This window comes from Novosphingobium flavum (genome assembly GCF_014230315.1).
Classification (GTDB): Bacteria; Pseudomonadota; Alphaproteobacteria; order Sphingomonadales; family Sphingomonadaceae; genus Novosphingobium; species Novosphingobium flavum.
On sequence record NZ_JACLAW010000019.1, the window covers coordinates 1 to 24,470 of the forward strand.

At 68.1% G+C, this 24,470-nt stretch carries 26 protein-coding genes and 1 tRNA gene; 19 read left to right on the forward strand and 8 right to left on the reverse strand.

The annotated features are described in order from the left end of the window. The coding region (locus tag H7F51_RS17910; RefSeq protein WP_185665696.1) for a hypothetical protein at nucleotides 1-436 on the forward strand (436 nt) is incomplete at its 5' end. A gap of 532 nt (nucleotides 437-968) precedes the next feature. On the opposite strand, the gene H7F51_RS17915 is transcribed toward H7F51_RS17910, so the two are convergent. After that, complete coding sequence (locus H7F51_RS17915; RefSeq protein WP_185665697.1) at nucleotides 969-2,168, reverse strand: PepSY-associated TM helix domain-containing protein; 1,200 nt, start codon at nucleotides 2,166-2,168, stop codon at nucleotides 969-971. 291 nt (nucleotides 2,169-2,459) lie between these two features. On the opposite strand from H7F51_RS17915, the gene H7F51_RS17920 reads away from it, so the two are divergent. After that, on the forward strand, nucleotides 2,460-3,563 hold the full coding sequence (locus H7F51_RS17920) for a branched-chain amino acid aminotransferase (RefSeq protein ID WP_185665698.1): 1,104 nt from the start codon (nucleotides 2,460-2,462) through the stop codon (nucleotides 3,561-3,563). 21 nt (nucleotides 3,564-3,584) lie between these two features. Here H7F51_RS17920 and H7F51_RS17925 read toward each other — a convergent pair whose 3' ends face one another. Next, nucleotides 3,585-4,628 carry a DNA topoisomerase IB gene (locus H7F51_RS17925; RefSeq protein WP_185665699.1) on the reverse strand — a complete coding sequence of 348 codons (1,044 nt, stop codon included), beginning with the start codon at nucleotides 4,626-4,628 and terminating at the stop codon, nucleotides 3,585-3,587. An 85-nt stretch (nucleotides 4,629-4,713) separates the two neighbouring features. On the opposite strand from H7F51_RS17925, the gene yghU reads away from it, so the two are divergent. The 3 genes from yghU (at nucleotide 4,714) to H7F51_RS17940 (ending at nucleotide 6,559) form a co-directional block, all read left to right on the forward strand. After that, on the forward strand, nucleotides 4,714-5,556 hold the full coding sequence (gene yghU / locus H7F51_RS17930; protein WP_185665700.1) for a glutathione-dependent disulfide-bond oxidoreductase: 843 nt from the start codon (nucleotides 4,714-4,716) through the stop codon (nucleotides 5,554-5,556). 45 nt (nucleotides 5,557-5,601) lie between these two features. After that, nucleotides 5,602-5,676, forward strand: a tRNA-Gln gene (locus H7F51_RS17935). A 79-nt stretch (nucleotides 5,677-5,755) separates the two neighbouring features. Beyond that, entirely contained in the window at nucleotides 5,756-6,559 is an 804-nt protein-coding gene (locus H7F51_RS17940; RefSeq protein WP_185665701.1) for an SDR family NAD(P)-dependent oxidoreductase, read from the forward strand. Between the two features lie 55 nt (nucleotides 6,560-6,614). Here H7F51_RS17940 and H7F51_RS17945 read toward each other — a convergent pair whose 3' ends face one another. Continuing rightward, nucleotides 6,615-7,079 carry a globin domain-containing protein gene (locus H7F51_RS17945; RefSeq protein ID WP_185665702.1) on the reverse strand — a complete coding sequence of 155 codons (465 nt, stop codon included), beginning with the start codon at nucleotides 7,077-7,079 and terminating at the stop codon, nucleotides 6,615-6,617. A gap of 101 nt (nucleotides 7,080-7,180) precedes the next feature. On the opposite strand from H7F51_RS17945, the gene H7F51_RS17950 reads away from it, so the two are divergent. Next, on the forward strand, nucleotides 7,181-7,594 hold the full coding sequence (locus H7F51_RS17950; protein ID WP_185665703.1) for an Rrf2 family transcriptional regulator: 414 nt from the start codon (nucleotides 7,181-7,183) through the stop codon (nucleotides 7,592-7,594). Here H7F51_RS17950 and H7F51_RS17955 read toward each other — a convergent pair. Further along, entirely contained in the window at nucleotides 7,591-8,316 is a 726-nt protein-coding gene (locus H7F51_RS17955; protein ID WP_185665704.1) for a superoxide dismutase, read from the reverse strand. The genes H7F51_RS17950 and H7F51_RS17955 overlap by 4 nt on opposite strands. A gap of 174 nt (nucleotides 8,317-8,490) precedes the next feature. On the opposite strand from H7F51_RS17955, the gene H7F51_RS17960 reads away from it, so the two are divergent. Further along, nucleotides 8,491-8,637 (forward strand): lmo0937 family membrane protein, encoded by a 147-nt coding sequence (locus tag H7F51_RS17960; RefSeq protein WP_185665705.1) that lies wholly within the window; start codon nucleotides 8,491-8,493, stop codon nucleotides 8,635-8,637. A gap of 273 nt (nucleotides 8,638-8,910) precedes the next feature. Here H7F51_RS17960 and H7F51_RS17965 read toward each other — a convergent pair whose 3' ends face one another. The 3 genes from H7F51_RS17965 to H7F51_RS17975 form a co-directional block, all read right to left on the reverse strand. Beyond that, nucleotides 8,911-10,284 (reverse strand): class II 3-deoxy-7-phosphoheptulonate synthase, encoded by a 1,374-nt coding sequence (locus H7F51_RS17965; RefSeq protein WP_185665706.1) that lies wholly within the window; start codon nucleotides 10,282-10,284, stop codon nucleotides 8,911-8,913. Between the two features lie 151 nt (nucleotides 10,285-10,435). Further along, a complete protein-coding gene (locus H7F51_RS17970) occupies nucleotides 10,436-13,411 on the reverse strand; it encodes a M16 family metallopeptidase (protein WP_185665707.1) in 2,976 nt (991 codons plus the stop codon). Nucleotides 13,412-13,463: 52 nt separating this feature from the next. Beyond that, complete coding sequence (locus tag H7F51_RS17975; RefSeq protein WP_185665708.1) at nucleotides 13,464-13,994, reverse strand: FKBP-type peptidyl-prolyl cis-trans isomerase; 531 nt, start codon at nucleotides 13,992-13,994, stop codon at nucleotides 13,464-13,466. A gap of 205 nt (nucleotides 13,995-14,199) precedes the next feature. On the opposite strand from H7F51_RS17975, the gene H7F51_RS17980 reads away from it, so the two are divergent. The 6 genes from H7F51_RS17980 (at nucleotide 14,200) to H7F51_RS18005 (ending at nucleotide 18,112) form a co-directional block, all read left to right on the forward strand. Next, complete coding sequence (locus H7F51_RS17980; RefSeq protein ID WP_185665709.1) at nucleotides 14,200-14,778, forward strand: NifU family protein; 579 nt, start codon at nucleotides 14,200-14,202, stop codon at nucleotides 14,776-14,778. An 11-nt stretch (nucleotides 14,779-14,789) separates the two neighbouring features. Continuing rightward, on the forward strand, nucleotides 14,790-15,521 hold the full coding sequence (gene tsaB / locus H7F51_RS17985) for a tRNA (adenosine(37)-N6)-threonylcarbamoyltransferase complex dimerization subunit type 1 TsaB (RefSeq protein ID WP_185665710.1): 732 nt from the start codon (nucleotides 14,790-14,792) through the stop codon (nucleotides 15,519-15,521). 3 nt (nucleotides 15,522-15,524) lie between these two features. Further along, entirely contained in the window at nucleotides 15,525-16,025 is a 501-nt protein-coding gene (locus H7F51_RS17990; protein WP_246448690.1) for a GNAT family N-acetyltransferase, read from the forward strand. Between the two features lie 192 nt (nucleotides 16,026-16,217). After that, nucleotides 16,218-16,667, forward strand: coding sequence for a Ros/MucR family transcriptional regulator (locus tag H7F51_RS17995; RefSeq protein WP_185665711.1), 450 nt, complete (start codon nucleotides 16,218-16,220; stop codon nucleotides 16,665-16,667). Nucleotides 16,668-16,808: 141 nt separating this feature from the next. Further along, entirely contained in the window at nucleotides 16,809-17,258 is a 450-nt protein-coding gene (locus tag H7F51_RS18000; protein WP_185665712.1) for a transcriptional repressor, read from the forward strand. Continuing rightward, complete coding sequence (locus H7F51_RS18005) at nucleotides 17,255-18,112, forward strand: lysophospholipid acyltransferase family protein (RefSeq protein WP_185665713.1); 858 nt, start codon at nucleotides 17,255-17,257, stop codon at nucleotides 18,110-18,112. Before H7F51_RS18000 ends, H7F51_RS18005 begins: the two co-directional genes overlap by 4 nt. A gap of 126 nt (nucleotides 18,113-18,238) precedes the next feature. Here the strand turns inward: H7F51_RS18005 and H7F51_RS18010 are convergent, their stop codons facing one another. Then, nucleotides 18,239-18,718 carry a hypothetical protein gene (locus tag H7F51_RS18010; protein WP_221774225.1) on the reverse strand — a complete coding sequence of 160 codons (480 nt, stop codon included), beginning with the start codon at nucleotides 18,716-18,718 and terminating at the stop codon, nucleotides 18,239-18,241. Nucleotides 18,719-18,986: 268 nt separating this feature from the next. On the opposite strand from H7F51_RS18010, the gene miaB reads away from it, so the two are divergent. The 6 genes from miaB to H7F51_RS18040 all read left to right on the forward strand — a co-directional run bounded on the left by miaB (nucleotide 18,987) and on the right by H7F51_RS18040 (nucleotide 24,444). After that, entirely contained in the window at nucleotides 18,987-20,336 is a 1,350-nt protein-coding gene (gene miaB, locus H7F51_RS18015) for a tRNA (N6-isopentenyl adenosine(37)-C2)-methylthiotransferase MiaB (protein ID WP_185665715.1), read from the forward strand. Nucleotides 20,337-20,499: 163 nt separating this feature from the next. Further along, nucleotides 20,500-20,808 carry a hypothetical protein gene (locus H7F51_RS18020; protein WP_185665716.1) on the forward strand — a complete coding sequence of 103 codons (309 nt, stop codon included), beginning with the start codon at nucleotides 20,500-20,502 and terminating at the stop codon, nucleotides 20,806-20,808. Nucleotides 20,809-20,956: 148 nt separating this feature from the next. Beyond that, the gene (locus H7F51_RS18025) at nucleotides 20,957-21,730 is read left to right on the forward strand and encodes a hypothetical protein (protein WP_246448691.1); all 774 of its coding nucleotides are present in this window, start codon (nucleotides 20,957-20,959) and stop codon (nucleotides 21,728-21,730) included. Nucleotides 21,731-21,838: 108 nt separating this feature from the next. Next, a complete protein-coding gene (locus H7F51_RS18030; protein WP_185665717.1) occupies nucleotides 21,839-22,876 on the forward strand; it encodes a PhoH family protein in 1,038 nt (345 codons plus the stop codon). Nucleotides 22,877-23,006: 130 nt separating this feature from the next. Continuing rightward, nucleotides 23,007-23,504, forward strand: a complete 498-nt coding sequence (ybeY, locus tag H7F51_RS18035) for an rRNA maturation RNase YbeY (protein WP_185665718.1) — start codon at nucleotides 23,007-23,009, stop codon at nucleotides 23,502-23,504. 28 nt (nucleotides 23,505-23,532) lie between these two features. Next, entirely contained in the window at nucleotides 23,533-24,444 is a 912-nt protein-coding gene (locus tag H7F51_RS18040; protein ID WP_185665719.1) for a hemolysin family protein, read from the forward strand. Nucleotides 24,445-24,470 lie beyond the last annotated feature (26 nt).

Genomic DNA, 24,470 nt, shown 5'->3' on the forward strand with positions numbered 1-24,470 from the left:
CCCTGCCCCGCCGCCGCCCGCGCCGCCGCGGCCCGCGCCCCCCGCCCCGGCGGACTGGCGCGATGCGCCGCAAACGCGCGGCAGCTGGAGCTGGGCGGCGGAAGGCGGCCGCTCGGTGGCGCGCTATGGCGTGGCCGGCTCGGCGCCGGTCGCCATGCTCGCCTGCGACCGCGCGGCGCGCTCGCTAAACCTGTGGAGAACTGGGGCGGTGAGCGGCGCCGTTCCGCTGGTTATCACCAGCACGAGTGGCCGCCAGATGCTGAATGCGACGAACGGTGAGGGCGGCGGGGCGGCGGCCGGGCTTTCGCCGCGCGATCCGGTGCTCGACGCGATCGCTTACAGCCGCGGCCGCTTCATGCTGGAAATGCCCGGAAATCCGCCACTTTACCTGCCCAGCTGGCCCGAGTTGACCCGGGTTATCGAGGACTGCCGCTGAGGGGAAACGGGGCGGAAAATCGCGGCCCGAAGTGTCGATGATGACAACAAAAAAAATGAACACAAGTCTTGTTGTTGCGGCGCACATAAATATGTTCGGACTCAAGGCAACGGTGCGGTCCGAGGAACGCCCGGCCCCAGTCCGGAAACGGACGAATTGGCTAAACAGCGCGAAAGGAGGTGATCCGATGTCTCATGGTTCAGCACAGAGGTCGGACTTCCGCATCGCGGAGCATTATCGCTGAATTTCGATTAGGCGATAAAGGCTTCGTGGGCGGCACTTCCAGCCGCTGACCATGCGAAGGGCAGCACGCTTGACGGGCGTTGCTGCCCTTCTCATTTGGGTTTGGATTTTTTGGGCAGCACGCTGACGGGCGTTGCTGCCCTTTTTGCAATCGCAGGACCTGCGCTGACGGAGCGCAGGCCCACGCCTAACCCCTCCCGTCTGCGGGAGGGGGACTATGCTGCGTCAAGTACGCCGGTCACTTCCCACCCGCTCCCCGCGTAGCGCGGGAGCGGGTGGGCTTGGCCCCTTACTTCCAGAACAGCTCCTTGCGGCCGTTGCCACGGCGCTTGCGGTAGAGCTGGAACCACATCCAGACGCCCGAGAGCGAGAGATAGACCAGCGAGAGGCCGGCGAAGAGGATCAGCCAGCGGCCGCCGAGGCCGAACAGGTCGCCGCGGTGGAACTGCTTGAGCTTCTGGTGGAGATCCCAGCCGGTGGGGAAGGACAGGTCGGGATAGCCCGGCTCCCACATCTTCATCGCCGCGCCGGTGCGGGCGTTGAACACGCGCTGCGAGGAATCCTTGTCCGCCGCGACGATCACGCCCTGCGGATAACCGACGAAGTAGCGCAGGCGCAGGACCTTGATCCCGGTGCCGGGATAGGCGCTCTCATAGGCCTTGAGCGTGGTGGCGAGCATCGGCGCCAGTTCGGCGTCGGTCATCGGCTTCGACTGGTCGCCATCGAAGGCGCCGGGCGCGCGCGGGCCGCCGATCAGCTGATGCAGGCTCGAACCCATGTTGTCGAGCGAGAGGGCCAGGCCGCCGAGGGTGAGCCAGATCACCAGGACGCTCGCGCCGAGCGCGATCCAGCGGTGCAGCGTCCGCCACCAGTCTCCGCCCTTCCACCACAGGCCGCCCCGGCCGATCTTGGCGCGGGCCTTGTAGAGCTTGGCGTAGTGGAAGAGGCCGGTGAAGATCAGCGCGGCGAGGCCGAGCGCGGCGAGGAAGTTGATCGTGGTGCCCCAGGGCAGGAACAGGAAGCGGTGGAAGCTTTTCCAGGTGCTGCGGGTCGACTTGAAATCGCGGCCCGGCTGCGGCGGGGGGACGAAGCGGTCCGGCAGCGGCGCGCCGTCGGCGAGGTCGAAGGCCAACTGCTTGTCGCCCATCTGGACGTGGCCGACGAGCTTGCCTTCGGCTCCTCGCACCTCGACCAGGCGCAGGTCCTGACCCGGCGCGGCGGCGCGGCCGAGGGCGGCGGCCTTGGCGATGGACGCGCCGTAGTCGGTCCCCGCCGGGAGGGCGGGCGCGGTGTAATCAGGCGCGGAGACGACCGAGTAATTCGGCGGGCCCGGGATGTGCTGGCGCATCATCAGCATGTCGGGATCGGTTTCGGGCGCATGGGTGACCAGCGCGCGCATATCGGCAAGCTGGGTGACGGTGCCGGTGAAGGACACCCAGATGAGCAGAATGGCGGCAAGCACGGCTGCCATCCGATGCCAACGAAGCATGACTAGTTCTCCCCTGCGCCGCCCCGGTCGGGGCTGACGTGCGCGCCTGTGTGCCCGGTCACGCGCGTGGAGACGCTATCACTTCGACCATCGCGGCAATCCGAAAGTTGTGGCCTGTCGGGCCGAAAGTTGCGGCTGGCCGGGCCGGGCGGCGTTCCCCCTTGGCCGACGAGCAATTTTTGCCTAGATAGGGGACGACCCCGCCCTTGTGCATTTATTGCTCATGGGTTGCCTTTGGCGAAATTTTCGTTCAAAGGCGCCTCCGATTTTGTAACGCAAGGATTCGTTTGCATGGCGACTCTCGCCCCGGCTTCGCTTGAATTCACTCGCCTGCCCCATCCCGCGCCGCTGGCGCTGGACGCGCGCACGGCGGCGCTGGCCGATCCGGGCTTCGGCAAGCTGTTTTCCGACCACATGGTGACGATCGAGTGGACCGAGGGGCGCGGCTGGCACGACGCCGTGGTCGGCCCGCTGGCCCCGCTGCCGCTGCACCCGGCCGCCGCCGTGCTGCACTATGCCCAGGAGATCTTCGAGGGGCTCAAGGCCTATCGCCTGGCCGACGGGACCATGGCCCTGTTCCGCCCCGAGGCCAATGCCGCGCGCTTCAATTCCTCGGCCAAGCGCCTCGCCATGCCCGAGCTGCCCGAGGACCTGTTCGTCGAGGCCTGCCGCCAGATCGTCGCGGTGGATGGGGACTGGTTCCCGGACATCGAGGGCGGCTCGCTTTACCTGCGGCCCTTCATGATCGCCACCGAGGCCTTCCTCGGCGTGCGCCCGGCCAAGAGCTACAAGTTCATCGTCATCGCCAGCCCGGCGGGGAACTACTTCAAGAGCGGGGCCCCGGCGGTCTCGATCTGGGTCAGCCAGTACACCCGCGCCGCGCCCGGCGGGACCGGCGCGGCCAAGTGCGGCGGCAACTATGCCGCCAGCCTCGTCCCCCAGGCCGAGGCCATGGCCAAGGGGCACGACCAGGTGGTCTTCCTCGACGCGGCCGAGCACCGCTGGATCGAGGAACTTGGGGGCATGAACCTCTACTTCGTGTTCGATGACGGCACCCTGCTGACCCCGGCCCTGACCGGCACGATCTTGCCCGGCATCACCCGCGACAGCCTGCTCACCCTGGCCCGCGAGGAAGGGCTGACCGTGCGCGAGGACCGCTATTCGATCGACCAGTGGCGCGCAGATGCGGCCTCGGGCCGGCTGCTCGAAACCTTTGCCTGCGGGACGGCCGCCGTGGTCACCCCGGTCGGCAAGGTCACCGATCCGGTCGAGGGGCCGTTCACCATCGGCAGCGGCGGCCCGGGCCAGCTGACCCAGAAGCTGCGCCAGAAGCTGGTCTCGATCCAGCGCGGCGAGGCCGAGGACCGCCACGGCTGGGTGATGCGGCTGGGTTGAGAGCGAGGGCCGCAGGAAGGTTCACCCTGCCAGCAGGTCCTGCGCCTTCGGCCCCGCTTCGAGCAAGGCGATGAGCCCGCGCTCCGCGCGGCCGAGCCAGCGCGCGGCGCGCGGCAGGCGCAGGTTCACGCGCCATTCCACCTGCTGGTCGACGAGCTCCAGTACCGCTGGGTGGATGTAGCTCTTGCGGGCGACGGCCGGCGTATTGCCGAGCCGGTCGCTGACTTCGGCGGCCAGGGCCTTGAGCGAGACCTTGCCATCGGCACCGGCGAGGCGCTCGAATGCGAGTACGCTGGCGTGCCAGGTGCGGAACTGCTTGGCGGTGACCGCTTCCCCCATGACCTCCCGGAGCCAGGCGTTCACGTCTGACGACGTGACCGGGCAGGCCGCGCCGCCATCGTCCATGTACTGGAACAGGTGCTGGCCGGGCAGGTCCTGCATGGCGCGCACGAAGCGCAGCAGGGCCGGATCGGTCAGGGCCAGCTCGGCGGCCTTGCCGCTCTTGGCCGCGAAGCTGAGCCGCAGGACCCGGCCCCGGAGGCGGGCGTGGCGCATCCGCAGCGTGGTGGCGCCGAAGCTGCGGTTGATTTTGGCATAGGCCTCGTTGCCGATGCGGATCGCGCCGGTGTCGAGCAGGCGGACCACGCTGGCGATGGCCCGGTCACGGCACAGGCTGGTGAGGGCGAGGTCATGCTCGACCCGGGCGCGCAACCGCGGGAGGAGGCGGCCGAAACGGGCGGTGGAATCAAACTTGGCGCTTTCGCGGGTCAGGCGGAAGGCCGGGTGGTAGCGATATTGCTTGCGGCCGCGCGCGTCGATCCCGGTGGCGAGGAGGTGGCCGCCGGGATCGGGGCAGAACCACGCGTGCTCGTAAGCGGGCGGCAGGGCAACGGCGTTCAGGCGGTCGATCTCGGCGCGATCGGTGATGCGGTGGCCGGAGGGGGCATAGTAGGCGAAGGCGGCGCGTCCAGCACGCTTCAGGCGGCGGCGGGTGATCCCGGGCATGGTATCGTCGACGATGCGGAGCCGTTTCTGGCGCTGGCCGTGCGGCGGGACCCTCTTCATTCGAGGCGAACGGACAGCGCCCTATTGCGGTTCCGGCGGCGGCCACCCACCTAGCCCGGACCATAGCCGACAGGATCCTGCCCTCATGCCCGAGACTTACGTTCCGCCCGCCGTCTGGACCAATACGCCGAGCGGAGGCGCTTTCGCCAATATCAACCGCCCGGTTTCCGGCGCGACGCATGAGGCCGAGTTGCCGGTGGGCGAGCATCCGCTGCAGCTCTATTCGCTGGCCACGCCCAACGGGCAGAAGGTCAGCATCATGCTCGAGGAACTGCTGGCTCTCGGCCACGAAGGCGCGGAATACGACGCCTGGTTCGTCAATATCGGCGAGGGCGAGCAGTTTTCGAGCGGCTTCGTCTCGATCAATCCCAATTCCAAGATCCCGGCGCTGGTCGACCGCAGCGGAGCGGAACCGGTGCGGGTGTTCGAAAGCGGGGCGATCCTGCTTTACCTCGCGGAGAAGTTCGGCGCCTTTCTCCCGCCGCTCGGGCCCGAGCGGGCCGAGGTCTTTTCCTGGCTGATGTGGCAGATGGGCAGCGCGCCATTCCTCGGCGGCGGGTTCGGCCATTTCTATGCCTATGCCCCCGAGAAGATCGAATATGCGATCAACCGCTATGCGATGGAGGCCAAGCGCCTGTTCCACGTTGCCGACAGGCGGCTGGCCGAAAGCCGGTTTCTGGGCGGGGATGACTATAGCATCGCCGATATCGCCGCCTTCCCGTGGCTGGCCGGGTTCTGGCAGGGCACGGCCTATGGGGACGCGGGCACTTTCCTGTCCATGCACGAATATCCGAGCCTCGGCCGCTGGGTCGACGAGATCCAGGCGCGTCCGGCGGTGCAGCGCGGGCGCAAGGTCAATGCCCGGGATGGCCTGCGCGAGCGCCATTCCGCCGCGGACTTCGCCGCGCTGGTGCCCGCGCACGGATAACCCTCTTTTCAAGCCGCGGCGAACCGTCTAGGCGCGCCGCACTGGTGGGGCGTCGCCAAGTGGTAAGGCACCGGTTTTTGGTACCGGCATTCGGAGGTTCGAATCCTCCCGCCCCAGCCAGCAAGCTGCCTGATGCGGCAGGTGGCGGAGGTTCGAATCCTCCCGTCCCGGCCAGCCACCACACATTTCGGAGCAAGCCATGGACCTGCGGCAGGACTGGGCGATCGGGCGCACGGCGCTGGTCACGGGTGCAACCTCGGGCTTCGGCGCGGCCATGGCGCGGCGCGTGCTGGCCGCCGGGGGCAAGGTGATCGCCACCGGGCGGCGCAAGGAGCGGCTCGAGGCGCTGAACGATCCGCGCTGGGCTGACCGCCTGTTCACCGTCGCGCTCGACGTGACCGAGCCGGACTGCGGCGCGAAGCTGCTCGCGGCCCTGCCCGAAGCGTTCGGCGCGATCGACATCCTGTTCAACAATGCCGGGCTCTCGCTCGGCCTCGAACCGGCCTACAAGACGAACCTTGCCGACTGGGAGCAGATGATCGCGACCAATGTCAGCGGCATGGCGCGGATCACGCATGCGGTCCTGCCTGGCATGGTCGAGCGCAGGGCGGGCCACGTGATCATGGTCGGCTCGGTCGCGGCCAACTGGCCCTATCCGGGCGGCAACGTCTATGGCGCAACCAAGGCTTTCGTGAAGCAGTTCTCGCTCAACCTGCGCTCTGAGCTGCTCGGCACCCCGGTCAAGGTCACCGTGCTGGAGCCGGGGGCCTGCGAGACGGAATTCTCGATGGTACGCTTCGCCGGGGACGAGGCGCGGGCGGCGGCGGTCTATGCCGACATGAAGCCGCTTTCGGCCGAGGACGTGATCGACAGCGTCGAGGCCGTGCTGCGCCTGCCGGCGCACCTCAACGTCAACGTGCTGGAGATCATGCCGGTGCAGCAGGCCTTTGCCGGGTTCGCGATCGACCGCAGCGGGGCGAACGGGCCGGGCACCGGCAACTGAAGAGGCCAAGGACGGACGACGCGCGGCCTATCCCCGCGCGCCGCCCCTCCCGGGATCAGGCGGCGACCTCGCCCGCCTCCAACTCGTCATAGCGCGCCTGTTCGGCGGCGATCAGTAGGTCAGCGAGGAACCAGTAGGCATCGCCCCAGGCGGCGAGCACGGCATCGGTGGCGACCTCTTCGCCCAGCACTTCGCGGATCGCGGGGAGCAGCGCCTCAGCCACCAGCGGATAGTGCTCGGCCTTCACGCCGGTCTCGACATGGCGGGCGACCATGCGGCCGACCGCGCCGGTCAGGTTCTGCAGCTTGTCGATGTTCTGGGCATAGCCGAGGATCGCGGCGGCGAGGCGGCGCGGCTGCTCGCCGCTTTCCTGCGCGGCGGCATCGAACATGTCCTTCACCGCCTCGTTCTGGAACAGGCGGGCATACATGGCCGTGGTGATGGCGACGCCGTGCTGTTGGAGCGCCGGGCCGGTGGCCTTCACGGTGGCGATGGTTTCGGGCGAAAGGGTGCGGGTCATCGGCGAATCCTTAAAGATGCTAGTAAGGCGCATCTATACGCGGCGGAAAAAAGATGCAATCAGGGCGCATCATTTAATTGAGCGGATTCCGAAGAAAGATCATGCGGCTGACGCGCCACACCGACTATGCCCTGCGCATCCTGCTCCAAGCGGCGGTCGAGCCGGAGCGGCGGCTGTCGATCGCCGAGGTGGCCGAGGCGCAGGGCATCGCCCGCAATCACGCGATGAAGCTGGTCAACGAACTGGCGGGCGCGGGCCTGCTGGCGACCGTGCGCGGGCGCGGCGGCGGGTTTGCGCTCGGCCGCCCGGCGGGAGAAATCGGGATCGGCGAGGTGGTGCGGCTGACCGAACCGGACCTGCGCCCGGCCGATTGCGAGAATTGCGCGCTTTCCCCCGGCTGCGGGCTGACCCCGATGCTGTCCGGCGCGGTGCGCGCTTTCCTCGCGGAGCTGGACCGCTTCACCCTCGCGGATGCCGCCAAGGGCACCCGCGTTCCGCTGTTGATTCCGACCTAGACCGAAGCGGCGACGAAGCGCTTGTCCGCCGCGCGCCAGTCGAGCGCGGTCATGACCGCATCGACATAGCCCGCCGCCTTGGCGCCGTAGTCCATCTGGTAGGCGTGCTCGTACATGTCGAGCACGAGGATCGGGGTGGCGCCGGCCATGGTCATGGTGTGATCAGCCGCCCAGGTGTTGACGAGGCGCCGGTCGCGCGCCGACCAGGCGAGGATCACCCAGCCCGAGCCGCCGCCGAGCGCCTTGCCCATGCCGGAGAATTCCGCCCGCCAGCGCGCCTCGGAGCCGAAGTCACGCTCGATCGCGGCGGCGAGAGCTGCGCCGGGCCGCCCGGGTTGGCCGAACTGGGCGAAGTAGACCTCGTGCAGGATCATCGAGTTCCACGCGATCAGCTCCTCGCGCTTGAGCCCGTTGAGGGTGAATACCGGGGCCGTGGCTGGATCGAGCGCGGCGAGCTGGGCCGAGATTGCCCCGAGCCGCTTCACCGCGCCGACGTAATTGTTGTCGTGATGGCTGACGAGGAGCTTTTCGGACAGGCCGGTGATGGTCTTGGGATCGAACGGCAGGGCCAGCGGCTGCGGCGTGAAGGCCTTGCCCGGCAGGGCGGCGGCGGGCTGGGCAGCGGCGGGTTGGGCCGAGGCCAGCGGCGCGGCGGCGGCGGCAAGGCCGAGCGCGGCCCCGGCGGAGAGGATTTCGCGGCGATCGAGGTGAAGCTCAGGCATGGCAGGTCCCCTTTGTAATCCGGTGCGACGATGCGCCCGGCCGGCCCCGGATGCACGTAAACAATCAGACACGGATGGCGGACACGGACGGCGGACACGCAGGGCCGGGCCGGGAACCTTATCCGGCGGCGGGCCGTATCAAGGGCGAATCAAATGCTGTGAAAGGCCATCCCGATGTTGATGACGATCGCCCTTATCCTGTTCGTTCTGTGGCTGCTTGGCGTCGTGGTGTTCAAGGTCACCGGCGCGGTGATCCACGTGGTGCTCATCGCCGCCGTGGTGATCGGGCTGGTGCAGCTGTTCCGGGGGCGCCGGGTGTAGGCGCTTCTGGTTGGGTGCGCCCTTGGCATCCGCCAAGGGCTTGCGGCACCGGCCCGAGTCCTTGTTTGGTGCGCCCTTGGCATCCGCCAAGGGCTTGCGGCACCGGCCCGCTCCCCCGGCCCAACCACCCATTGAGTGTACCCTGTGGGTGGTTGGGCCGGGGGAGCGGGCCGGTGCCGCAAGGAAGCCCGGATGGGCTTTCCGTACAAGTCAAAGACTCGCGGGCCGGTGCCGCGCAAGGGGCCAGCCTCGCTGGCCCCGGTCCATGCACTATTACGCCGCCTGACGCGCCCGGTCACCGGCTTCGCGGTTCAGTTCCTCGGCCAGCAGGAACGCCAGTTCGAGCGACTGTGCCGCGTTGAGACGCGGGTCGCAGTGGGTGTGGTAGCGGTCGCCCAGCGCCTCGTCGCTGATCGCGACGGCACCGCCGGTGCACTCGGTCACGTCGCGCCCGGTCATCTCGACATGGATGCCGCCGGCATGGGTGCCCTCGGCGCGGTGGACGGCGAAGAAGCCGCGCACCTCGGTCAGGATGCGGTCGAACGGGCGGGTCTTGTACCCGCTCTCGGCCTTGATCACGTTGCCGTGCATCGGGTCGCACGACCAGACGACCGGGTGGCCCTCGCGCTTCACCGCGCGGACGAGCGCGGGCAGCCCGGCCTCGACCTTGTCGTGGCCGTAGCGGCTGATCAGGGTGATCCGGCCCGCTTCGCGCGCGGGGTTAAGCGTGTCGAGCAGCTTGAGCAGGGCATCCGGGCTCAGGCTCGGGCCGCACTTCATGCCGATCGGGTTGCCGACGCCGCGCAGGAACTCGACATGGGCCGAACCCTCGAAGCGGGTGCGGTCACCGATCCACAGCATGTGGGCCGAACAGTCGTACCACTGGCCGGTCAGCGAATCCTGCCGGGTCAGCGCCTGCTCATAGGGGAGCAGCAGCGCCTCGTGGCTGGTGTAGAAGCTGGTGCCCTGAAGCTGCGGCACGCTGGAGGGATCGACCCCGCAAGCCTGCATGAAGTCCAGCGCCTCGCCGATCCGGCCGGACACTTCGGCGAACTTCGCCGCCCACGGGCTGCGGTCCATGAAATCCAGGGTCCACTGGTGAACCTGGCGCAGGTTGGCATAGCCGCCGGTCGCGAAAGCGCGCAGCAGGTTGAGCGTGGCAGCCGACTGGCTGTAGGCGCGCAGCAGGCGATCGGGATCGGGAATGCGCGATTCCGGCGTGAACTCGATCCCGTTGATGTTGTCGCCCAGGTAGCTCGGCAGCTCGATGCCGCCCTGCACCTCGACCGGCGAGGAGCGCGGCTTGGCGAACTGGCCAGCCATGCGGCCGACCTTGACCACCGGCTGCTTGCTGGCGAAGGTCAGGACAACCGCCATCTGCAGCAGCACGCGGAAGGTGTCGCGGATGTTGTTGGGGTGGAACTCGGCGAAGCTCTCCGCGCAGTCCCCGCCCTGCAGCAGGAAACCCTTGCCGGCGGCGACTTCAGCCAGATCCGCCTTCAGCGCGCGCGCTTCACCGGCGAAGACCAGCGGCGGAAAGGTCGAAAGCGTCTGCTCCACATTGGCCAGCTTCGCCGCGTCGGGATAGACGGGCAGATGCTTCGCCTCATGGGCCATCCAGCTCTGCGGGTTCCAGTTCGTCGCCACTTCAATTGCTCCTGCGCGCGGGGTTCTTGCCGCCCGCCGCCTCTAAATGGGAAGGGGGCCCATAAACCGCCAGAGGGGCAATGAAAAGCGCGCAAATCCCGCGGTTATGGCATGAACCAGTTAGTACGCAAAACCGTGCCCGCCGCCCCGGTCAGCGCGACGGGGCCTGCCCGGCCGGGGCGCTCACCCCCGCCACGTTGACCCCGGGCGGCACGACCGCCAGCCGCCACGCCGTGTTCGGCACGAGATAGCGGCGGGCGAGATCCTGCATCTGGGCCGGTGTGGTCACCGTATAGTCCTGCAGGATCGTGCGGATCGCGCCGAACCGGCTGGGATCGGCCGTGGCCCCTTCGAGCTGGTACATGAAGAAGGCCGTTCCGGTGGCGGCGCGGGTGATCTGCTGGCGCAGCGGCTCGGTGACGCGGGCCAGCTCGTCGGCCGAGGCGGGATTCGCAACAAGGTCGGCGGCGATCTCGTCGACCGTGGCGAAGAAGGTCGGCACGTCGCGCGGCTGGAGCTGGGCCATGGCGGTGATCGCCCCGCCCTGCTGGAGATCGACCGGCCACGAGGAGAAGACCTGCGGGGCGTAGCTCGCCCCCAGCTTCTCGCGCATCCGGTCAAGCAGGCGATTGGTGAAGAGGTTGGCGAGGATCTCGACCTGCCGCCCTTCGCGCACGCCGGTCATCCCTCCGCCGGTGGGCCAGGACACGAGCGCGGCGGCCTGGTTGGCATCACCGTGGTGGAGGACCACGAAGGGCGCGGCGCCGCCGCTCGGCAGCGGCGAGGTGGCGGCCAGCGTGGCCGGGCTGAGCGGGGTGCGGGCCGGGAGGGCACCGAAGCTGCGCGAGAGCGCCTCGATCGTCTTGGCGCGGTCGATGTCGCCGAAGACCTGGACCTCGATCGGGCCGGAGGCAAGGATCGGCTCCCACACCTGGCGGAAGCCTTCCGGGGTGGCGGCCTCCAGCTCCTGCGGGGTGGGGGTGCGGTAGCGCGGATCGCGGCCGTGCTGGTAGAACTTGAGGTCGCGCTGCAGCACGCCCTGCGGCGAGGTGGCGAGCCCGTCGTACTGCAGCTCGGCGGCGGCGCGGGCGCGCAGCACGGGCGCGGCATCCCAGCGCGGCATGGCCAGTTTTGCGGCGAACAGGTAGAGCTGGTCGGCGAGGTCGGCCTGACGGGTATCGGCGCTGAAGGTGAAGTCCGAATCGTCGATCCCGACGTTGAAGCCCATCTTGCGCCCGGTCGAGATCCGGTCGAGCTCGTCCTGCCCGAGGGTCGCCATGCCCTGCCCGGCCAGCGCCATGTTGCCGAGCATGATATAGGCCGCATCGCCCGAGGCGAAGGCCCGGTAGCCCGCCCCGAAGCGGACCTTGACCGTGACCCGGCCCGGCTCGTCCGCGCTCGGCCAGATCAGGGCCTTGACCCCGTTGGCGAAGTCGTACTGCTCGATCCCGGGGAAGCCGGTCGGGGTCTGGCCGACCGGCTGGGCGGGCGTGCCGATCGGCGGCAGGCTGTCGAACGAGACCGGCTTGGCGGCGAGGCGGGCGCGCCCGTCGGCCTTGACCGGGGCGCTGAGCGCGAGGCGCAGGGCGGCATCGTTGCCCTCGCCCGGCTTCAGCGTGGTCATCACCGCGCGGGTCACCGTGCCGGCGAAGAGGCCGCGGGTGTGCTGCAGCACGGCGGCCGGCTTGAACAGCGGGATCGAGCGCGAGAAGATCTGGTGAACCACCTCGGGCGAGGCCACGGTCTCGCGGATATCGACCGCCTGGGCGATATTGTCGGCCGACCGGCCGCCCGGCTCGAGCGCGGACTGCTCTTCCGAACTGGCGAAGGCGACGTTCATTTCCGCCACCTCGCGGTCGATCTCCTCCTGCGTCGGCGGCGTCGCCATCGCGTCGGCGATCACCGCGCGCACGTCGGCCAGCGCGCCCTTCCAGTCGTCGGTCAGCGGGGTCACCGCGATGAAGGTGACGTCGGCCGAGCGCGAGACCTTTTCCTGATCGACCTGGGCCATGAGGTAGGAGGCCCCGGCCCGGGCGCGGGTTTCGAGGCGGCGGTTGATGATCGACTGGGCGAGTTGGTCGAGCATCAGGCCCTGGTTGTAGACGATGGTATCATCGACCTTGCGCCACGGGCGCAGCGTGGCGATGGTGATCGAGCGCGGCAGGTCGGGCTCTGCCAGCACGCGGGTTTCGCCGATCGGGGCGCCGCCGGGTACCAGCGGGGTGCCGGCGGGAGCGACCGGATCGCCGAACGAGGGCGTCGGCACGTGCGGGCCGGTGGCGGTCCAGCCGCCGAACCACTTCTCGACCAGCGCGACCATTTCGGCCGGCGGCTTGTCCCCGGAGAGGACGACGACGGTATTTTCCGGGCGATACCAGCGCGCATGGAAGGCGCGGACCGAAGTGGAGGTCGCCCCGTTCAGCGCCTTGTCCGTGCCGATCGGGGCGCGGGTGGCGAGCGGCTGGCCGGCGTAGAGCACTTCGCGGATCGTGTCCTGCACCCGCGCCGCCGCGCCGCCGCGCTCGCGCTTTTCGGCAAGGACGATCGGCAGGTCGGCCTTGATGTTGGCATCCGACAGGGTGGGCGCCGAGACCATGCCGAACAGGTATTTCATCGAGAGATCGAGGCTGGTCGGCGTCGCGTCGGGCAGGTCGATCTTGAAGGTCGTGCCGGTGGGCGTGGTCTCGGCATTGGTGTCGCTGCCGAAGGTCGCGCCGAGCCGCTGCCAGGCGGGGATCGCCTCGCCGTCGCCCAGGTACTTCGACTGGCGGAAGACGAGATGTTCGAGGAAGTGGGCATAGCCGCGTTCGCTCTCGCTCTCGTTGAGCGAGCCGACGTCGACCCGCACCCGGATCGAGACCTGCCCCGGCGGCACCCCGTTGTGGCGCACGGCATAGCGCACCCCGTTGGGCAGTTCGCCGAAGGTCCAGCGCTTGTCCTGCGGCACGTCGCTGCCGCGATAGAGCCAAGGGCCGGTGGCCCGCGCGGCTGCCGGCTTCGCAGGGGCAGGCTTTGCCGCGGCGGCGACCTTGGCGGAAGCGGCCGTTTCGAGCGGCCCGATCAGGACCAGCGCGACGAGCGGCAGGGCGGCGATGAGCGGGCGGGCGGCGCGGATCAGGTTCGGCATCGCGCCGGATATAGGGGCGCGATGCCTGAAGGACCAGTGAATAGGGCGGCGGTCAGGGCGCCGGGGCCGCAGCGGCGGGCGCGGCGGCTTCGGCCGGGCCGCCGGGGCCGCCTTCGGCCCCGCCGTCGGCAGCGGCCTTGCGCATGGCCTCGACCTCGGCAACCGTGCGCGAATCGAGCAGTTCGACCTGGAACACGAGGTCCGAATTGGCCGGGATCGGCCCGCTCGCCTCGGCGCCGTAGCCCATGGCGGCGGGGATGCAGAGGCGGTAGATGCCGCCACGCGGAACCATCTTCAGCCCTTCGCCGAAGCCGGGGATCACGCCGTCGATCGTCATCGGCGTGGACATCGCCTGATCGAACACCTGCCCGTCGGCGGCGAGATAGCCGACATAGTTGATCAGCACGTAGTCGGTCGGCCCGGCCTTCGGCCCTTCTGCGGGCTTGAGCACCGAATAGCCCAGGCCCGAGGCGGTCTTGGCATCGCAAGTGCGCTGGGCGGCGGGCACCACCGGCTGGAGCGGCAGCGGGATGATGGCCGAGGGAGCGGAGACGGCGGCAGCAAGCACGACGAGCGAGAGCATGAAAGACCTTTCGGGGAAAGGAGCGCCGGATCGCCGGCACCCGCCCGGCGCATTAGGAGACAAGCCCCAGCGCCGCAAGCACGCCGCAAGTACTGCCCGCGGGGTGAAGCGCGAATTAATGGCCTTGTTAATCAGGCCTTCGGCATCAACTAAGGCAGGCGCGCCCCTTGACCCGGCCCCCGCCCTGCCTAAATGCGCTAGCACCATGTTCATCGAGACTGAAACCACGCCCAACCCGGCGACCCTCAAGTTCCTCCCCGGCCAGCAGGTCATGGCCGCCGGAACGCGCGAGTTCGCCTCGCCCGAGGATGCCGCCGCCTCGCCGCTGGCCGAGGCGCTGTTCGACCTTGGCGAGGTGACCGCCGTGTTCCTCGGGCGCGACTTCATCTCGGTCACCGCCGCGCCCGGCGTTTCGTGGGCCGCGCTCAAGCCGCAGGTCGTGGCCATGCTGCTCGATCACTTCGTCTCGGGCGCGCCGCTGTTCACCCCCGGCGACGCGAGCGCCATCGCCGTGCCGGGCGAGGCCGAGGAAGACTTCGGCGAGGACCCGGCCGATGCCGACATCGTCGCCCAGATCCGCGAGCTGATCGAGACCCGGGTGCGCCCGGCCGTGGCCAACGACGGCGGCGACATCGTCTATCGCGGCTTCCGCGAAGGCGTGGTCTATCTCTCGATGCACGGCGCCTGCTCGGGCTGCCCCTCGTCGACCGCGACTCTGAAGAACGGGATCGAGAGCCTGCTCAAGCACTACGTTCCCGAAGTCACCGAAGTGCGCGCCGCCTGAGCGCGCCGCCGATGGACGCCCCCGTCCTCCTGGACACCCCCGTCCTCCAGGATACCCTTGTCATCGACAGCGCGACCGAGGCCTGCTCGGTAGCGCTGTTGCGCGGCGGCGCGGCGCTGGCCGGAGACTGGCGCCTGCTCGGGCGCGGCCATGCCGAACAGCTCGTGCCGATGATCGCCGCCCTTCCCCACCGCGGGCGCGCCGGGCGGATCGCCGTGGCCCTGGGGCCGGGCAGCTTCACCGGGGTGCGGGTCGGCCTCGCCGCCGCGCGGGCGCTGGCCTTTGCCTGGGGGGCGGAACTGGTCGGCTATCCCACCCTCGCCCTGATCGCGGCGCAGGCGCGGGCGCAGGTCGGGGCCGTTCCGGTTACCGTGGCGATCACCGGCGGGCACGGCGAATGGTTCGTCGCCGCCTATGACGCGGCCGGGGGCGAGACCCTGCCGCTCGCCTCGCTCACCCCGGAGCAGGCGGTGCAGCGCGCGGGGAGCGAGGTGATCGCGGGCAACCAGGCCGAGGCGCTGGTCCAGCGGCGCGGCCACGGCACGGCGCTGGACCTGGCGAGCGATGCGCGCGCCTTCGCCCTGCTGGCGCCCGCCATGCTGACCGCCGAGGTCACCCCGCTCTATGGCCGCGCGCCCGATGCACGCCTTCCCGGTGGCGATCGGCCCGGCGGTGATCGGCCCAGTGGCGATCGGCCCGGTGGTAATCGGCCCGGCGGGGTGCTTCCCGCGGGAGCGGCCTGAGCCATGGCCGCCCTGCCCTCGTCCGGCCCGGCCCCGGCCGACGATGTCGACCGGATCATGGCGATCATGAACATCGCCTTCGATCCCGAATACAACGAGGCCTGGACCCGGCGGCAGATCGAGGATGCGCTGATCATCGGCAATTGCCACTACCTCCTGGCGGGATGCGACGGCGAAGATCCCGCGGAGGCCGGCGAAGCCGAGGGCGGGGCGGCAGGTTTCGCCCTGTCGCGCGGCGGTTTCGGTGAAGAAGAACTGCTCCTGTTCGCAGTAGTCCCGCAATACAGGCACCGCGGAATTGGCCGCCGCCTGCTCGCGCGATTCGCCGAGGCCGCCCGCGGACGGGGCAATCCGCGCCTGCTGCTCGAAATGCGCCGGGGGAACCCGGCAGAATCGCTCTATCGCGCTTTCGGTTTCGCGCCGATCGGCCTGCGTCCGGCCTATTATCGGCAACCCAACGGAGCGCGAATCGACGCGATTACATTCGCTTACGACATGGTTTGACAGACCGCATTACAGTCAACCTGTCCTAAAGGCGCACAAAACTGTGCAACTGCAATACAATTTCGCCATTTTGGCCTGAATTTTGACTTGTATTCGACACCGCGTAGGAGCAAAGCGGGCACGGATGGACAGAAGGTCGTAATGACTGTCCGCCGCACAAAAAATACGGTCGCAAATTACGAGGACACAGCCATGGATACCCCTCAGAACGATTTGAGCGAAACGCTCATCACCCTTACTTCCGATATCGTTGCCGCTCATGTCAGCAACAACAGCGTTTCGGTGGGTGATCTTCCGGCCCTGATCACCAACGTCTACACGGCGCTCGCCGGCCTCGGCCAGCAGGCTCCGGTAGCGGAAGCGCCGCCCGAACCGGCGGTTTCGATCCGCGCCTCGGTGAAGCCCGACCACATCGTCTGCCTGGAAGACGGCAAGAAGCTGAAGATGCTGAAGCGTCACCTGATGACGCACTACAACATGACCCCGGAACAGTACCGGGCCCGCTGGAATCTTCCGGCCGACTATCCGATGGTCGCTCCCAACTACGCTGAAAAGCGCCGTGAGCTGGCCAAGAAGATCGGCCTTGGGCGCAAGCCCGGTGCCAAGCGCGGCCGCCCGGCCAAGGCCAAGGCCTCGGCTTGAGCCCGGCCCGCGCGCGCTGAGCGGGTCACGGGACGGGCCGCCGCGCCCGTCCGGTGATAGCCTGCGCGCAGCCATTGCAGAAATGCCTCGCCCGCGTCATATCGGGTGAGGCATTTTTGTTTTCAATTTTGCGGAACAGTCGTGCATCAACCGATCGACCTTGAAGCGCTGTGTAACGAACGTGGGCTGCGGATCACCGATCAGCGGCGGGTGATCGCGCGCGTCCTCTCGGAAAGCGACGACCATCCCGACGTCGACAAGCTGCATGAGCGCGCCGCCGCGATCGATCCGCGCATCTCGATCGCCACGGTCTACCGCACCGTGCGCCTGTTCGAGGAAGCGGGGATTCTCGACCGTCACGATTTCGGTGACGGCCGCGCCCGGTATGAAGCGACGCCCGAGGCCCATCACGACCACATGATCGACGTCGAAACCGGCAAGGTCATCGAATTCGTCGACCCCGAGCTGGAGGCGCTGCAGCGCCAGGTGGCTGAACGACTCGGCTACCGGCTGGTCGATCACCGAATGGAACTGTTCGGCGTGCGGATCGACCGCGAGGGCGAACCGGCGGCCAAGCCCGGCCGGCGATGACCGCTGCGGGCGCGTCCGGCGCCCACCGTGTGAGCCTGACCGGCAAATTGCGCGCGGGCGTGCGGCTCCTTGCCATCTTTGCCAGCCTCGCCCTTGCCCTGCCGCTCCATTTCCTGGCGCGGCTGTTCACCCGCCATTCGCCGTTTCCGCGCCTGTTCCTTGCGCTTTTCGCGCGGCTGGCCGGGGTGCGGATCAGCCATGTCGGCACACCGCTGGCGCGGCAGGCCTTTTACGTCGCCAACCATGTCTCGTGGCTCGACATTCCGGCGCTGGCCGGGGCGAGCGGCACGGCTTTCGTGGCCAAGGCCGAGGTGGCGAAATACCCGCTGATCGGCTGGCTCTGCCGCCTGCACCACACGGTCTTCGTCCGGCGCGAGGCGCGGCTCGACATCGCCGCCCAGATCAATGCGCTGGAAGAAGCCTTGGCCGATGCCCCGGCGATCGCGGTCTTTCCCGAGGGGACGACGACCGACGGGCTCTCGCTGCTGCCCTTCAAGAGCGCCATGCTGAAAGTGCTGGAGCCGCCGCCGCCGGGCATTCTCGTCCAGCCGGTGCTGCTCGACTATGGCCCGCTCGCCCCGTTCATCGGCTGGGTGGGTGATGAGGCCGGGCTCGACAACGCGCTAAAGATCCTCGGCCGGCCCGGCTCCTTCCCGCTCAAGGTCCATTTCCTCGAGCCCTTTTCGCCCGAGCAGTTCCCCGGCCGCAAGGCGATCGCCGCCGAAGCCCGCGCCCGCATCGCCGCCGCGCTCGAGGAGAGCCTCGGCGCGCCGACGCGGCCCTTCGCGCTCGACGTGGCCGCCGTGCGCTATGTCGCGCCGGGCGGGGAGGCGCACGACAGGGCGGATGGGTGATCCTCCCCGGCGCGGGGCGGCATCATTTTGCGCACTGAACGAAGGGCGGCTTGGCGCAGATCGCTCGGGTTCTCGAATGGCGGGATTGTTGGGGTAATTGCCCCGACCGATTTCGGCAATTAATCGTCAATTGGACGAAATATCGCGTAACAACCTTCTCGCCGCAATGATTTTTAAACCGGACAACATGATCAGAAACCCAAACAATATGATAATGGCTGCGAGGGATAAAGATACTAATCCTACTTTTTCAAGCATATGACCTGATACTACGATGGGGAGCGGTAGAGCAGAGCAAGATAACAACAATCCTCCTCCGATATAGAACGATGGCTCTCGGCTTGTGATCTTCTGAAGACGAGGAATATAAGCTGAAACAACCTGAAACAAGCCGCCGGGTAAAATCTCCCCCACCGCAATGATCGATTCGTCGTTCCAAAAGGGAGCAGGTTCCGGGGCCATGCCCCAGTCTAGCCCCCCGATTTCATATTCTGCGGGAAATCCGTTCAACTTGAACTGCGCGATTGAGACCCGCGCACCTCTGCCGCGAGGTCTGGCAACCGATCTGAGTTGCGAAACTGGGCCACGCCGTACTTCAAGAGCCATCGGAAACCCCAGAATTCTTGCTCGACGCTTGAATAATTCCGAAGATATAATTAATAATTAATCACTTCAGGCATGTTCATGCGACGCTTCAGGTGCCTTGGAGCGCTCTCACATGTGATACGTACAATGGAGATTGAAGCAGGACGCCCGCAATGCCAGCGCATCCGGACAGTCCGCTTTGGAACCCGGCCCCCTGACGCCCGGCGCCTCCACCGGCCCGCAATCGCCGCCTGCCGCAGCCCCCTTCAAAACCCGGCGCTTTTCGCCTATGGGCCGCGCCATGCCTTCCACCACTGCCCCCAGGACCTACCGGGTCAAGAGCTTCGGCTGCCAGATGAACGTCTATGACGGCGAGCGCATGGCCGAGCTGCTCGGCAGCCAGGGTATCGCCCCGGCGGCAGAAGGCGAGGACGCCGACCTTGTCGTGCTCAACACCTGCCACATCCGCGAGAAGGCGGCCGAGAAGGTCTATTCCGACATCGGCCGAATCGTGAAGGATTGGGGCCGCGATGACGGCTCCAGTCCGCTGATCGCGGTGGCCGGCTGCGTCGCCCAGGCCGAGGGCGAGGAAATCATGGCCCGCGCGCCCGCCGTGAAGATGGTGGTCGGCCCGCAGGCCTATCACCGCCTGCCCGAGATGATCGCCGAAGCCGTCGCCGGGCGACGCGCGGTCGATACCGACATGCCGGCCCAGACCAAGTTCGGCGCGCTCCCGGCGCGGCGCAAGGTGGGGCCGAGCGCTTTTCTCACCGTGCAGGAAGGGTGCGACAAGTTCTGCACCTATTGCGTCGTGCCCTATACGCGCGGCGCGGAAATCTCCCGCCCCTACGCCGACCTGATCGCCGAGGCCGAGCGGCTGGTCGAGGCCGGCGCGCGCGAGCTGACCCTGCTGGGCCAGAACGTCAACGCGTGGAGCGGCGAGGACGGCAAGGGCCGCGCCGTCGGGCTTGACGGGCTGATCCGCGCGCTCGCCGAAATGCCGGCGCTGGCCCGCATCCGCTATACCACCAGCCATCCCAACGACATGACCGGCGGCCTGATCGCGGCCCATGCCGAGGTGGAGAAGCTGATGCCCTTCCTCCACCTGCCAGTGCAGTCGGGCAGCGACCGGGTGCTGAGGACGATGAACCGCTCGCACACCAGCGCCTCCTACCTCGCGATCCTCGACAAGGTGCGCGCGGTGCGGCCGGACATCGCGCTCTCGGGCGATTTCATCGTCGGCTTCCCCGGCGAGACCGAGGCGGAATTTGCCGAAACGCTGCGGCTGGTCGAGCAGGTCGGCTATGCCCAGTGCTTCAGCTTCAAGTATTCGCCGCGCCCCGGCACCCCGGCCGCGACAATGGACGGGCAGATCGCGCCGGAGGTGATGGACGAGCGCCTGCAGCGCCTGCAGGCCGCACTCAACGCCAGCCAGCACGCCTTCAACCAGGCCTCGGTTGGCAAGCGCTGCACGGTGCTGGTCGAGCGCAAGGGCAAGCTGGAGGGGCAGTGGCTCGGCAAGTCGCCGTGGCTGCAATCGGTCCACTTCACGGGCGAGGCGGCGATCGGCGATCTGGTCGAGGTCGAGGTGACGATGGGCGGGCCCAATTCGCTGGGCGGGCAGCTGATTTTGGCCTGACCGCGCGGAGCGGGCGAGGCGGCCCGTCGCCGATCAGTCTCTTTTCACCACTAGAATTCTCCATTCATCCTGCGGGCGGAACGGCCGGACAGATTTGGCGTTGTCGGAGCAAGGCCGCTGGGCTTCGTCCGCGTTCGCTAAGGGTCCGCAAAGGAGAATTAAAATGTCCCCCATCCTTTCCAAGATTGCCGCGTCCGGCATGATCGTCGCCGCCACGGCGGGCCTCGGCGGCTGCGCCACCAAGGGCTTCGTGCGCGAACAGATCGCGGCGGTGAACGCCCGCATCGACGGGGTTGAATCGAAGCTCGCCGCGACCGACGCCACGGCCAACAAGGCCGCTGCCGACGCCCAGGCCGCCGGCAGCGCCGCCCAGGCCAACGGCCAGCGCATCGATCAGCTGAACGGCCGCGTCGATGGCCTCGAACAGCGCGTTCAGGTGATCGAGAGCCGCCCGAAGAAGGCACGCAACTGATCACGGCCGATTGATCATTGCCGGGGCCGGTGCGAACCGGCCCGCTCATCGCAATTAGCCGGGTCGGCGCCGCTTCTGGCGCCGGCCGGACCAGTCGAGTAACGTCGCGCCGATGATGAAAGCCTGTCTTGTTCTGGCCGGTCTAGCCATGACCCTTAGCGCCCCGGCCCTTGGCGCAGAACAGGCCCAGTCCGCGGCGCCGACCAAGGCGGCACGCAGCGCCAAGGCCCGCAAGGGGGGGACAACCTTGGCGCCGCAAGCTGCCCCGGCCCCGGTCCCGCCTCCGACGGAATATTCGGGCGAAGCCGCACGGGTCGCCGGCTGGGTGGCGGCGACCGGGGACAACAGCGGCCTCCCCTATGCCATCGTCGACAAGAAGTCGGCCCGCGTCTTCCTGTTCAGCGCCTCGGGCGAGCGGCTGGCCGATGCGCCGGTGCTGATCGGCATGATGACGGGCGACGATGCCACCGCGGGCGTGGGCGACAAGCCGCTGGCCGAGATCGGCCCGGCCGAGAAGACGACGCCTGCTGGGCGCTTCCTCGCCAAATTCGGCATCGCCGCCGGGAACACCCGGGTCCTGTGGGTCGATTTCGCCACCTCGGTCGCGCTGCATCCGATCCCGCCGGCCAACAAGGAACACCGCGCCGCGCGAATGCTCTCGCCGACCATCGACGACAACCGCATCACCTATGGCTGCATCAACGTGCCCAAGGCGTTCTACGCCGCGATCGGCCCGCTGTTCAAAAAGAACGGCGGCTACGTCTATGTCCTGCCCGACGAGAAAAGCCTTGAGCAGGTCTTCCCGCTGATCGCGATGTACACGGCCCGCGCCCCCGCCTTGGCGCAAACGGTCACGCCGGGCGAGGCAATCGCCGCCGCGACCAAGGCAGCCAGCCCGGCCGCGCCGCCCACCGCGCGATAGCTGGGGACAATTTGCACATCCCGCCTCAGAGGCGATTGCACTGCGCCGAGCGCCGCCTATCTTCGATGATAGAGCGGACGGCGTCCCGCCTCCGCCGGAAAGGAGCGCATGGCACGCAAACCTGCACGCGCCTATGACGAAATGGCGCATCCGTGGTCGTCCGAAGTCAAGCGGGAGCCTTCCCGCAAAGCCCGGGCGGAACTGGAATTCGAAGAGCCGGCCGTTCTCGGCGCTCTTTTCGGACAGTTCGATTCCAACCTCGTGCTGCTGGAGAACCGCCTCGGCGTCTATATCGCCGCCCGCGGGAACCGGATACAGATCGAGGGTGGGGAAGATGCGGTCGGCAGGGCGCGCGACGTTCTCAAGGGCATGCATCAGCGGCTGCTGAGCGGGCAGGAAATCGATGCCGGCGCGGTCGAATCGCTGATCGCCATGTCGAACGAACCGACGCTCGAGGGGATCATCACCGGCACCGACCAGGGCCCGCCGATCATGATCCGCACCCGGCGCAAGACCATCGTCCCGCGCTCGGCCACCCAGATCGAATACATGCGCTGCCTCGCCAAGGACGACGTGATCTTCGCGCTCGGCCCGGCCGGCACCGGCAAGACCTATGTCGCCGTGGCCCAGGCCGTCTCGCAATTGATGAACGGCTCGGTCCAGCGCCTGATCCTCTCGCGCCCGGCGGTCGAGGCCGGAGAGAAGCTGGGCTTCCTGCCAGGCGACATGAAGGACAAGGTCGATCCGTACCTGCGCCCGCTCTACGATGCGCTGTACGACTGCATGCCGCCCGAGCAGGTCGAACGCCGCCTTGCCAGCGGCGAGATCGAGGTTGCCCCGATCGCCTTCATGCGCGGCCGGACCCTGGCCGATGCCTTCGTCATCCTCGACGAGGCGCAGAACACCACGCCCGCGCAGATGAAGATGTTCCTCACCCGCTTCGGCCAGAACAGCCGGATGGTGGTCTGCGGCGACCCGCGGCAGGTCGACATTCCGGGCGGCGACCAGTTCAGCGGCCTGGCCGACGCGGTCCGCCGCCTCGAAGGGGTCGACGGGATCTCGGTGGTCCGCTTCGGCGCGGCGGACGTCGTCCGCCACCCGATCGTCGGCCGGATCGTCGAGGCCTATGAGGGCAAGGACGCCTGAAGCGAGGTAGCAAGGCCCACCCCGCCCCCTGCCGCTTGCGGGAGGGGGCGGGGTGGGACCTTCGACGCGAAAAAGAAATGCATATCCCCCGCTTTCGCGGGGATGACGGGCAGGCTAGACTCACCTTCATATGCTCGCGCTCGACATCGACATCGAAGAACCCTGGCCCAAGTCCATCGACTGGGCCGACCTTGCCGAAGCCGCCGCCGAGGCGGCCATGGCAGTCGCCCCGGAACTGGCCAACCCGCGCCTTTCGGCCTCGGTGCTGTTCACCTCCGACGATGAACTCCACGTCCTCAACAAGGAATGGCGGGCCAAGGACAAGGCGACCAATGTCCTGTCCTTCCCGATGATCGCGCGCGACGCGCTGATCGCCATGCCTCATGCCGGCGCGCCGGAAATGCTCGGCGATCTTGCCCTCTCGTGCGAGACCTGCACCCGCGAGGCCGCCGAAAAGGGCGTGCCGCTGCACCATCACGCCGCTCATCTCGTGGTTCACGGCCTGCTCCACCTTGCCGGGCACGACCACGAACTGGGCGAGGCCGAGGCCGAGGTGATGGAGGCGCTGGAAACAAAGGCGCTTGCGAAAATGGGCATCGCCGACCCATATGCGGGCGAAGGCGGCTGATCGCCGGGGCACAGGAGCGATAACCACCATGGCCGACAATGGCCGCAATGGCGACCCGTCCGGAGACGGGGACAGTAGGCGAAGCGTCTGGAAGAGCCTGAAGCGGTTCTTCGATCCCGATCAGGACCAGAGCCTGCGCGCCGCGCTGGAAGAGGTGATCGACGAGCACGAGGACGCTCCGGGCGGCGGCCCGGTCGGCGATCTCTCGCCGCTTGAGCGGCAGATGGTCCGCAACCTGCTCCATTTCAGCGAGCACGACGCCGACGACGTGGCGATCCCGCGCGGCGCGATCATCGCCGTGCCCGCCTCAGCCTCGTGGGAAGACCTTGTCGGCATGTTTTCCGAACATGGCCACAGCCGGATGCCGGTCTATGGCGACAGCCTCGACGAGATTCGCGGCATGGTCCACATCAAGGACGTGTTCCCCTTCCTCGCCACCGGCAAGGCCCCGCCGAAGGACTGGACCACGCTGATGCGCCAGCCGCTGTTCGTGCCGCAGGCGCGCGGCGCGCTCGACGTGCTGGCCGACATGCGCGCCAGCCGGGTCCACCTCGCCGTGGTGATCGACGAATATTCGGGCACTGACGGGATCATCACGATCGAGGACCTGGTGGAGGAAATCGTCGGCGAGATCGAGGACGAGCACGACGATGCCCCGACCGAGCTGATCGTGCCGCTGGGCGGCGGGATGTGGGACGCCGATGCCCGGGTCGAGCTCGAAGACGTCGGCGCGAAAGTCGATGCCCGCCTCGGCGAGGTGGATGAGGACGTCGATACGCTCGGCGGCCTCGCTTTCGTGCTCGCCGGGCAGGTTCCGCCGGTAGGTGCGATTCTTGCGCATGGCTCGGGCTGGAAACTTGAGATAACTGCAGGTAACGAACGCCACGTGACCCGGCTGCGGCTCCACCCGCCGGCCGAATCACTGGGTGACGATGCTTGAGCCTGGCGTGAACTGACGCCGACTAG